Origin of the sequence: Streptomyces sp. NRRL B-24085, assembly GCF_001282115.1 — a bacterium.
GTDB lineage: Bacteria > Actinomycetota > Actinomycetes > Streptomycetales > Streptomycetaceae > Streptomyces.
On the sequence record NZ_LJBR01000334.1, the window covers coordinates 1 to 9435 of the forward strand.

Below are 9435 nucleotides of genomic sequence, written 5' to 3' on the forward strand. Positions count from 1 at the left end.
GTGCACGGCCACGCGGTGCCCCGCGGCGGCGAGTGCGGTGGCGACGGCGGCCCCGATGCCCCGGGAGCCACCGGTGACGAGCGAACAGCGTCGAGTCATGGATCGAGCCTTTTCGTGGAGGGACAGGGGGGGGATCAGGGGGCGCGGGTTCAGGCCGGGTCGCGGAAGGGCGAGCGCGAGGCGCCCGCCGGACACTCGTCGGCGGCCGGCGGGGGCGGGGCGGTGCCGCGCGGTGAGCCGGTGACGAGCACCAGGGCCCACAGGGACTCCAGTTGGGCGAGCACCTCCTTGCCGGTACGGCCCTCCCGCAGCGCCGCCTCGGCACCGGCCGTCAGGTAGACGGCCAGCAGCTCCAGTTCCTCGGGCCGGGGTCCGCAGCCGGGTCCCGGCGGTTCGGGGGCGAGAGCCACCAGATCGCGCAGGACGGCCCGCCAGACGGTGTGCCACCGGGAGGGGACGGCCCGCTCCTGGGTCAGCCGGGCCGCCGCGCGGACGGTGACCTCCTCGTCCAGCAGCCGGGCCACGACGAGGGTGAACTCCACGACCGGCAGGAGGGCGCCCATCGGTGTGAGCCGGGTCAGCGCCCCCCGGGTGATGACCTCGGCCTCCTGGCACACCGCGCTCGCCAGGTCCGCCTTGGCGCGGAAGTGGAAGGTGAGCGCGCCCATCGTCATCCCGCAGGCCCGGTGCACGGCGGACAGCGAGGTGCCGGCGTATCCGTGCCGGTCGAACTCGATGGCCGCCGCCGCGATCAGCGCCTGGCGGGTGCGCTCCGCTCTCACCTGCTTGACCATGGGCCTGACCTCGGTATTCATCACGGGAACTGACTCCACGGGCCGCCCGGGCAGCGGTGCCGCGCGCCAGGTGCCGGAGGAGGGGGCCCTTCGTGGGCCTCCCGTCCGCTCGCGCCGCTGTGGATGACGGGAGGCCGTCGGCCCCGGTCCTGCGAACGTACCGCCGGTTCATCGCGCGGACACCTCCCGTGCCCGGCTCCGCGACGACTTGGCCAAGTTGGACGCGACTTCCCCGGTTTCCACCCGGCTTCCGCACAACTGCGCCGGTCCGCGCGGTACTTCGGCAGGGGTGCGGGGCCGGTGCGGTGGCCGGGTCAGGCGTCCGCGAGGTGGGCCCGGTACCAGGGCGCGGCCCCGGCCAGCCGCTCCAGCGGTCCGGGGCCCGGCGCGCAGCCGGCGAGCCGCCAGATCTCCTCGCTCTCGTACCAGTGGTCGAGCGCCAGCAGGGCGAACTGCCGCTCGCTGATCCGGCCGGGCGCCTCCCGGAACCGCTCCAGGCACTGCGCCCAGGGCAACTCGGCGGTGACCGGTGGCAGTACGTCCAGTTCGGCGAGCCGCGCCATGAGGTCGCCGCTGCGCACCGGCACCGGGTGGCCGGCGTGGAAGGTGCCGGACGGCACGGCGTCGGGCGCGGTGGCCAGGGACGTGACCAGCCGTGCCAGGTCCTCGACGGCCACCAGGGAGAGCCGTCCGCGCCCGCCGTCCCAGCGGGCCGGGACCCGCCGGAGCAGTTCGCGGAGTCCGGGCACCACCCAGCGGTCCCCGGCGCCGAGGACGAGTCCGGGGCGCAGGACGACGGCGCCCGCCTCGCGCGCGATCCGCTCGGCGGCCAGCCGGGTACGGCTGGCCGCGGACACGGGTGCGGGCGTGACCCCGTCGACGGGGATGCCGCGGTGCGGGCCGGGTCCGTAGACCGCCGCCGTGGACAGGTGCACGATGCGCCGCACGCCCGCCCGCCGGGCCTCCTCGACGACCGCCCGGGTGCCGCCGACGTTGGTCCGCTCGCACTCCTGCTCCGTGCCGTCGACGCGGGCGGCGAGGTGGACGAGGACGTCCGCGCCGCTCGCCGCCCCCTCGACCGACGCGGGGTCCGCCAGGTCGGCGCGTCGCCACCGTACGCCCGGCTGCTCCCGGCGGTCGGCCGGAACGCCGCGGACGAGGGCGCGGACCTCCAGGTCACGGCCGTCCGCCCGGTCGCGCAGCAGCCGGTCGAGCACCGCCCCGCCGACGAAGCCCGTCGCGCCGGTCAGCACCACCCGCAGCGGTCTCATGAAGCGGTCTCCCCCGCTTCGTCCGCGTCCTGCGGCACCTCGGGGGCGCCGCCGTTCTCCGGGAACTCCAGCGTGGCGACGACCTCCGGCGGCGCGAGGGCCGGCAGCAGGCAGCGCAGCATGCTCTCTATGCGTTCGGGCAGGTCGCCACGGGCGCTGGAGAGCCGCGACATGATCTGCGTGCCGGTGTACGCGGCGACGATCACCTGGGCGAACGCGGACTCGTCGACCTCCGGCCGGAGCTGGCCCAGGTCACGGGCCTCGGCGAGGTGGATGCCGAACTGCTCGGCCCACCAGTCGTAGATCGAGTAGTTGAGCAGGTCCACCTCGCTCTGCTCGACGGCGAGCCGGACGCCGGCCCGGAACAGGACGTTGGAGCGCATCTCCACGGCCAGGTACTGGCAGACGTCGATGAGCTGTTGCAGGCCCTTCTTCCCGCTGGGCCACTTCAGCTCGGCCGCCTGCTCGACGATGACCGCCCGGGCCAGTTCCTCCTTCGACTTGAAGTGGAAGTACATGGCTCCGGTTGTGGTCCCGGCCTTCCGCAGGATCGCGTTGAGACCCGCTCCGTGGTAGCCGACCTGGTCGAACATCTCCGCGGCCGCGCTGATGAGTGCCGCCCGGGTGCGCTCCGCGCGCTCCTGCCGTTGTCGTGCCATCGGCAGACTCCTCGTACCTGTAGACAAACAAAAAGAACGACCTCTATTTTATTCACGTCGAAGCCTCCCTGTCACGGTCGGCGGCGTCGATTCACTTGCGCGTGCCCAACTCGGACGTCACCGCATCAGGGGGAACACCATGACCATCGATCTCGCTCAGCACGGCCTTGCGCATCGTTTTGAGATGGTTTCAGCCGATCACACCCACAAGACGAACCAGGACGAAGTGCTGCTGCGCGACTGGCGGCGGACCGGCCCCGACACCTTCACGGTGACGGCCGCCTGGCCCGCCGGGCACCGCTTCTACGTCAGCCGCCTGGGCCTGCACGACCCGCTCCTGCTCAGCGAGACGGTGCGCCAGACGCTGCCGCTGCTGTCCCACGGCGCCTACCAGGTGCCGTTCGGCCACCAGCTGCTGTGGAAGGACTTCGGCTGGACCCTCGACCCCGAGGCCGCGCGGGTGGACGGGGACGGGGGGCCGGCCGAGCTGGAGCTGTACATCACGTGCCACGAGGTGACGTACCGGCGCGACCGGGCCTCCGCGATATCCCTGGGCGTCGAGGTCGAGCGGGGCGGACGTCCGCTGGCCACCGCCCACTCCCGTTTCACCATCCAGGACCGCACGGTCTACAACCGGCTGCGCGGGTCGTACGCCGACGCCGCGGCGGCCACCGCGCGCGCCGTGCCGCTGCCGCCGCCGGCCGGTCTTTCGCCCTTCGGCCGGGACCGTTTCGAGGACGTGGTGCTCGCCGCGACCGACCGGCCCGACCACTGGCAGCTCAGGGTCGACACCACCCACCCCGTGCTCTTCGACCACGTCGTGGACCACGCCCCCGGCATGCTGCTCCTGGAGGCCGCCCGCCAGGCCGCGCTGGCCACCGCGCACCCCCGTCCGACGGCGGTCACCGGCATGGAGTCCGACTTCGTCCGGTACGCCGAGATGGACGCCCCCTGCTTCCTCCACGCCGAGCGCCTCGCGGACCCCGGCCGCGTCCGGGTCGGCGCCCGCCAGCACGACCGCGAGATCTTCTCCAGTGTCGTCACCCTCGCCCCGGCTTCCACCGCAACGGCCACCCCCGGCGACCTCGCCGCCTGACCCACCCCAACGAGGGGCCCAGCCGGGTGCGGAAGCGCACCCGGCGGCACGTCGGGGCCTGGAGGCCGACGGCGACAGGGCAGCCGAGGCGCCGCACACCGCGACGCGGTGACCGGCGGGCACAGGCCCGCCCTGGAGACCCACCCCTGATCGCGACACCGGGCCCGCCGCCCACCCGAACACGACCCCACAGTCGCGAGCGGACGGGGTGGGTGGTGCATCCGGTACGCGACGAACCCGGACAGGCACGGACCGGCCCCCTCGACACCGCCCCTCGTCGGCCCGACCGGAAAAGCGCCGCTTGGTCGCAGTACCCGGCCTGACCACCCACCCCGGTCCCGCCGGGTGTGGATCAGCGGCCAGCGCGGACGTCGCCCTCGTCATGGCCGGCCGGGCCGGGGGTCACTGTGCCGCGGGGTCGTTCGTCGCCGCGTCCCGGAGGGCTGCCAGGAGGTCTCGGAGGGCCGGTTGGTCGAGGGCGGTCTCCCGGGCCACCGCCGAGATCACGCGGACCGGTTCGGGGTTGCGGACCGGGCGGACGACGACCCCCGGGTGACGGCCGCGCAGGCCCAGTCGCGGCATCAGGCCCACGCCGAGGCCGGCCGCGACGAAGCCCTGCGCGGTGGCGTAGTCCTCGCTGCGGATGACGAAGTCGGGGCTGAAACCGGCCGCCGCGCAGGAGTCGATCACCGGTTCCAGGCAGGGGCCGGGCGGTTCACTGCCGACCCACTGCTCCCCGGCCAGCTCGTGCAGGTCGACGACCTCCCGGTCCGCCAGCGGATGCCCCAGGGGCAGGACGGCGGCGTACGGGTCGTCGAGCAGATGGACCAGGCGGAACCCGTCCCCCGCCCGGCCCCGCGCCTGCACGACGACGGCCAGGTCGGCCCGGCCCCGGGCCACCTCCTCGAACGGGTCCTCCGGGTCGGCCAGTTCGAGGTCGACCCGTACGCCCGGGTGTTCCGCGCGGAGCCGGGCGAGGGCCGGCGCCACCAGCGTGGAGCCCGCCGTGGCGAAGTAGCGGACCGACAGGGTGCCGATGCGTCCGGCGCGGAGGTCGGCGAGGGCGGTCTCCGCCTGGGCGACCGCCGAGCTGATCAGTGCCGCGTGCTCGGTGAGGAGCAGGCCGGCCGGGGTGGGCCGCACCCCCCGCCCCACCCGTTCGAGCAGTGCCGTGCCCGCCTGCTTCTCCAGCGCCGCGACCTGCTGGCTGACGGCGGACGGGGTGTAGCCGAGGTGGGCCGCGGCCGCGGTGACCGTCCCGCTGGTGACCACCGCACGCAGGACCTGGAGGCGCCTCACATCAAGCATGTAGCACAGCTTAACAGAATGCGTAGAACCATTTGCTTGTCCTCACAGTTCGACTGGGGCATCGTCGAAGAGCGAGACCGGGCCGAGGGAATGGAGGAAGCATCGTGAACAGCGGTACACGGAGCCTGCGGGGCGGAGTACGGGTGGCCGTGCTCGCCCTGCTGTGGGGCTCGACCTTCCTCTGGATCGAACTGGCGCTGCGCGGTCTCTCACCGCTCCAGGTCACGTTCGTCCGCTGCCTCGTCGGCGCGCTCGTCCTCACCGTCGCCTGCTACGCGTCGGGCAAGCGCCTGCCCCGCGGCCGTACCGTCTGGCGGCACATCGCCGTCGCGGCCTTCTTCTGCAACGCGCTGCCCTTCGCCCTGTTCAGCCTGGGCCAGCAGACCGTCGACTCCGGCCTCGCGGGAGTCCTGAATGCCACGACCCCCCTGTGGTCGATCGCCCTCGGCCTGGCCCTCGGCTCCGAACGCGGACTGCGCCCGGCCCGCCTGGCCGGTCTGCTCCTCGGCTTCGCCGGCACGATCCTCATCCTCGCCCCCTGGCAGTCGGCCGGGGCCACGAGCTGGGGAGCCCTCGCCGTCCTCGGCGCGGCCGCCAGCTACGCCGTCGCCTTCACCTACATGGGCCGCACCCTGGTCCGCCGCGGCACCCCCACCATCTCGCTGTCCGCCGCGCAGCTCGTCGCCGCGAGCGGGATGACCGCGGTGGCACTGCCGGTGGGCGGCCTGGAGTCGGTCGACCCCGGTCCGGCGGTCGTGGTCGCGGCCCTGGTCCTCAGCGTCTTCTGCACCGCGATCACCTTCCACCTCACCTACCGGATCATCAACGACGAGGGCGCCACCAACGCCGCCGTGGTCGGCTACCTGCTGCCCGTGGTCTCCGTGCTCCTCGGCGCGATCGTCCTCGGCGAGGGCCTGAGCGTCCGGGTCGTGCTGGGCATGGCCGTGGTCCTGGTGGGCGTCGGACTGACCAGGCGCAAGGACACGGCGGGCACGCCGAAGGGCACGGCGGACACGGCCCCGGAGCGGACCGGCGCGCAGCAGGCCGCGGAACACGCCCCCGCCGACTCCCCGTCCACCCGCCGTCGCCCGGCCCTGAACAACGCGGGCTGACTCCGGCGAGCCGACCTCAGGACATCGGCCCCCCAGGACGCTTGCGCAAGCTCTAAACTGTCGCCGTGGACGCAGTGGAGACAGTGGAGACGGCCGGCGTGACCGGGTGGGAGGTCGCCGTCCTCGACGGCGGACCGGCCCACGGGATGCGGGTCAAGGTCGCCGACCGGCCCCGGGTCGTGCAGGTGTCGTACCCCTGCCGCACCGAGGGCGCCCCGTCGGGGGTGCGGGTCGACGGCGTCTACGTCTACCGGCTCGACCACGCGGTGACGGACGAGCCCCTGCGGTACGGCTTCGACATCGCCTGCCCCTGAGCGGTCAGCCGCCGGGGCGGTCGTCCGTGCGGCGCCTCGCCGCCAGCAGGCCCAGCGCGTACAGGGCGAGGACGGCCGCGAGCAGTCCGTAGTACACGCCGGGCAGGGCGCTCATGCCCAGGGCCGCGCCGGGCGGGGACATGGGCAGGAGCAGACCGGTCGCGGCCAGGGCGGCGGCGGTCCAGGTCACCGGACCCGGCCGGCGGCCGCCCCGGCCCGCTGAGCCGAGGGACAGCAGCACCATCACCACGGCCTGCGTCAGCAGGTTCTCCGTGAACCAGCCCGAGTGGAACAGCGTCTCGTCGTCGCCCGGACCGCGCAGCGCGAAGGCCAGGACGCCGAAGGTCGCGAGGTCCGCCACGGCGTTCAGGGCGCCGAACCCGACGATGAACCGGAGCAGTCGCCGGGGGTCCAGGACGCTCGGCCGGCGCAGGGCGGACGGGGCGGGACGGTCGTGGGCAAAGGCCAGCTGGGCCGCGTCGAAGCACAGGTTCTGGACGAGGACCTGGGCCGGGAGCATCGGCAGGAAGGGCAGCAGGAGGCCCGCGGAGAGCATCGCGATCACGTTGCCGAGGTTGGAGGAGAGCGTGATGCGCAGGTACGTGGCGATGTTGCCGCCCGCGTGACGGCCGGCGGCGACCGCGTGGCCGATCGCGGTGAGGTCCTTCTCGGCGAGGACGAGGTCCGCGTTCTCGCGGGTCACGCCGGCCGCGTCGCGGGGGGCGACGCCCACGTCCGCGGTGCGCAGCGCGGGCAGGTCGTTGACGCCGTCGCCGAGGAAGCCGACCGTGTGGCCGGCGGACCGCAGGGCCCGGACGACACGGGTCTTGTGCTCGGGAGTGCAGCGGGCGAAGACGGTCGTACGGCGGGCCAGTTCGGTGAGTTCGGGGTCGGTGAGGGTGTCGAGGCGGTCGGCGCCGAGGACCCCGGCCACCGGGACCCCGAGATCACGGCAGGCCCGGACCGCGGTGCCCGGGTGGTCGCCGGTGAGGACCTTGACGGTGACACCCCGTGCGGCGAGTCCGGCGAGGGCCTCGGCGGCGGTGGGGGCGAGGTCGTCCCGGAGGGTGACCAGGCCGCGGAAGGTGAGGCCGCGTTCGCGGGGGCGGTCCCCGGCGGGCCGTTCGGCGGTGGCGACCGCGAGGACGCGCAGTCCGTCCGCGGCCTGGGCGTCGGCCAGACCGCGCAGGCGGGAGCGCTCGTCGTCGGACAGCGCACAACGTGCCAGTACGGCCTCCACGGCGCCCTTGGTGATCAGCGTGTGCCTGCCGGGCCGGCCGGGGGTGCGGACGACCACGGTGGCGAGGCGGCGGACCGGGTCGAAGGGGAGGGCGGTGACGCCGTCGTACGCCGTGAGGGCGTCCTCGTCGGCGGCGGCGAGCAGGGCCTCGTCGAGGGCGTCGGGGGCCGGGAGCTCGGCGAGCTGGAGCGACCACCAGGCGGCGGCCGCCGCCCGGCGCAGCACCTCGGGGTCGTCGTGGCCGTCCGCGTCCAGCGCGCGGTGGACGACCGGGCGGTCCTGGGTGAGGGTGCCGGTCTTGTCGACGCACAGGACGTCCATGGCGCCGATGTCGTGCAGCGCGGGCAGCCGTCGCACGATGACGCCGTGGGCGCGGGCCAGCAGGGCGGCGCCGCGGGCGAGGCAGGTGGTGACGAGGACCGGCAGCATCTCCGGGGTCAGCCCGACCGCCACCGCGACGGCGAAAGGGAGGGTCTCCAGGCCGCGGCCGCGCAGGGCGGCGTTGGCCATGAGGACCAGGGGCGGGGTCAGCAGCGCGAACCGGATCAGGATCCAGGAGACGCCCTGGACGGACCGTTCGAAGGCGGTCGCCGGGGGTTTCCCGGTACGGCGGTGGGCGGCACCGGAAAGGGTGTCGCCGCCGGTCGCGGTGACCACGGCGGTGGCGCTGCCGGAGGCGACGCTGCTGCCCTGGAAGCAGTACCGGGGGTCCAGGAGGACACCGCCCTCCCCCGGCTCCCCGCCCGCGGACTTCTCCACCGGCGCGGACTCCCCGGTGAGCGCGGCCTGGTGGACGCTGAGCCCGGTCGACCGCAGCAGTCGTACGTCCGCGGGGACCAGGTCGCCGGGGCCGAGCCGTACGACGTCGCCGGGCACGAGGTCCGCCACCGGGATCTCACGGGTGACCGGGGCGCTGTCCTCGCCGGCCCGGCGCTGGACCGTGGCGGTGGCCGCCACCCGGCGGCGCAGTCCTGCCGTGGAGCGGCCGGCACGGTGTTCGCCGGAGGCCCGCAGGACGCAGCTCACGGCGACCAGCAGGAGGATCACCGAGGCGGTGCCCCAGGCGAGGACGGCGGCCGACACCAGTCCCAGACAGAGCAGCACCGCGGTGAAGGGGTCCCGCAGGCTCCGGGCGAAGAGACGGGGCCAGGAGGGATCCCGGCCGGCCGGCACCACGTTCGCCCCGAACCGCGCCGACCGCTCCTCGGCCTGCGCCTCGGTCAGCCCCCTCGGTCCGGCCCCGAGCCCCCGGAAGACCTGGAGAAGACTCCCGTCCGACCCGCCTCCGAGACCCTCGTCACCACCGTCGGCGCCGGCGTCGACGGTGGTGACGACCCGCAGAACGGGACGCCCCGGCGAGGGGGAGCCGTCAGCGGGGCCGGAGCCGTCAGCGGGGCGGGAACCGTCAGGAGTGCCGGCGCCGGCCTCGATCCCCGGCGAGGGCGACGAAGGGGCGCCGGCCCCGCCCGGAGGAACCGACGCAGCCGCAGCCAGGACACCGGACCCCGACCGCACCGGCCCGGCCGGGCCGGCCGGGCCGGCCGCCACCGTCGGCCCCTGCGGGGCGTCGGCCTCCGCAACGCGCTCGGACGCACCCCCGCCCGGACCCCCCGGCCCGGCAGAGGGGGCGCCCCCGTTCTC

Annotated in this window: 8 protein-coding genes; 3 read left to right on the forward strand and 5 right to left on the reverse strand. The window is 74.8% G+C overall.

Features of this window, described 5'->3' with window-relative positions:
• Nucleotides 1-149 precede the first annotated feature (149 nt).
• The 3 genes from AOJ26_RS31280 to AOJ26_RS31290 all read right to left on the reverse strand — a co-directional run bounded on the left by AOJ26_RS31280 (nucleotide 150) and on the right by AOJ26_RS31290 (nucleotide 2724).
• A complete protein-coding gene (locus AOJ26_RS31280; protein ID WP_053851737.1) occupies nucleotides 150-794 on the reverse strand; it encodes a TetR family transcriptional regulator in 645 nt (214 codons plus the stop codon).
• 314 nt (nucleotides 795-1108) lie between these two features.
• Nucleotides 1109-2065, reverse strand: a complete 957-nt coding sequence (locus AOJ26_RS31285) for an NAD-dependent epimerase/dehydratase family protein (protein WP_053851738.1) — start codon at nucleotides 2063-2065, stop codon at nucleotides 1109-1111.
• Nucleotides 2062-2724 (reverse strand): ScbR family autoregulator-binding transcription factor, encoded by a 663-nt coding sequence (locus tag AOJ26_RS31290; RefSeq protein ID WP_063790349.1) that lies wholly within the window; start codon nucleotides 2722-2724, stop codon nucleotides 2062-2064. Before AOJ26_RS31290 ends, AOJ26_RS31285 begins: the two co-directional genes overlap by 4 nt.
• A gap of 184 nt (nucleotides 2725-2908) precedes the next feature.
• Between AOJ26_RS31290 and AOJ26_RS31295 the strand changes: the two genes are divergently transcribed.
• Complete coding sequence (locus AOJ26_RS31295; RefSeq protein ID WP_159044431.1) at nucleotides 2909-3820, forward strand: ScbA/BarX family gamma-butyrolactone biosynthesis protein; 912 nt, start codon at nucleotides 2909-2911, stop codon at nucleotides 3818-3820.
• A 402-nt stretch (nucleotides 3821-4222) separates the two neighbouring features.
• On the opposite strand, the gene AOJ26_RS31300 is transcribed toward AOJ26_RS31295, so the two are convergent.
• Nucleotides 4223-5128 carry a LysR family transcriptional regulator gene (locus AOJ26_RS31300; protein WP_053851740.1) on the reverse strand — a complete coding sequence of 302 codons (906 nt, stop codon included), beginning with the start codon at nucleotides 5126-5128 and terminating at the stop codon, nucleotides 4223-4225.
• A 104-nt stretch (nucleotides 5129-5232) separates the two neighbouring features.
• Here AOJ26_RS31300 and AOJ26_RS31305 point away from each other — a divergent pair, with 104 nt between their 5' ends.
• Together AOJ26_RS31305 and AOJ26_RS31310 are read left to right on the forward strand one after the other, a co-directional pair.
• Nucleotides 5233-6240, forward strand: coding sequence for a DMT family transporter (locus AOJ26_RS31305; RefSeq protein ID WP_234358717.1), 1008 nt, complete (start codon nucleotides 5233-5235; stop codon nucleotides 6238-6240).
• 83 nt (nucleotides 6241-6323) lie between these two features.
• Nucleotides 6324-6554: a hypothetical protein gene (locus tag AOJ26_RS31310; RefSeq protein ID WP_179200275.1), complete on the forward strand. Its 231-nt coding sequence runs from the start codon at nucleotides 6324-6326 to the stop codon at nucleotides 6552-6554.
• A 4-nt stretch (nucleotides 6555-6558) separates the two neighbouring features.
• On the opposite strand, the gene mgtA is transcribed toward AOJ26_RS31310, so the two are convergent.
• The gene (mgtA, locus tag AOJ26_RS31315) at nucleotides 6559-9225 is read right to left on the reverse strand and encodes a magnesium-translocating P-type ATPase (protein WP_053851742.1); all 2667 of its coding nucleotides are present in this window, start codon (nucleotides 9223-9225) and stop codon (nucleotides 6559-6561) included.
• Nucleotides 9226-9435: the final 210 nt, after the last annotated feature.

Coding starts and splice junctions, on each gene's coding strand:
- AOJ26_RS31280 (WP_053851737.1), bottom strand. CDS start 794: ATGGTCAAGCAGGTGAGAGCGGAGCGCACCCGCCAGGCGCTGATCGCG.
- AOJ26_RS31285 (WP_053851738.1), bottom strand. CDS start 2,065: ATGAGACCGCTGCGGGTGGTGCTGACCGGCGCGACGGGCTTCGTCGGC.
- AOJ26_RS31290 (WP_063790349.1), bottom strand. CDS start 2,724: ATGGCACGACAACGGCAGGAGCGCGCGGAGCGCACCCGGGCGGCACTC.
- AOJ26_RS31295 (WP_159044431.1), top strand. CDS start 2,909: ATGGTTTCAGCCGATCACACCCACAAGACGAACCAGGACGAAGTGCTG.
- AOJ26_RS31300 (WP_053851740.1), bottom strand. CDS start 5,128: ATGCTTGATGTGAGGCGCCTCCAGGTCCTGCGTGCGGTGGTCACCAGC.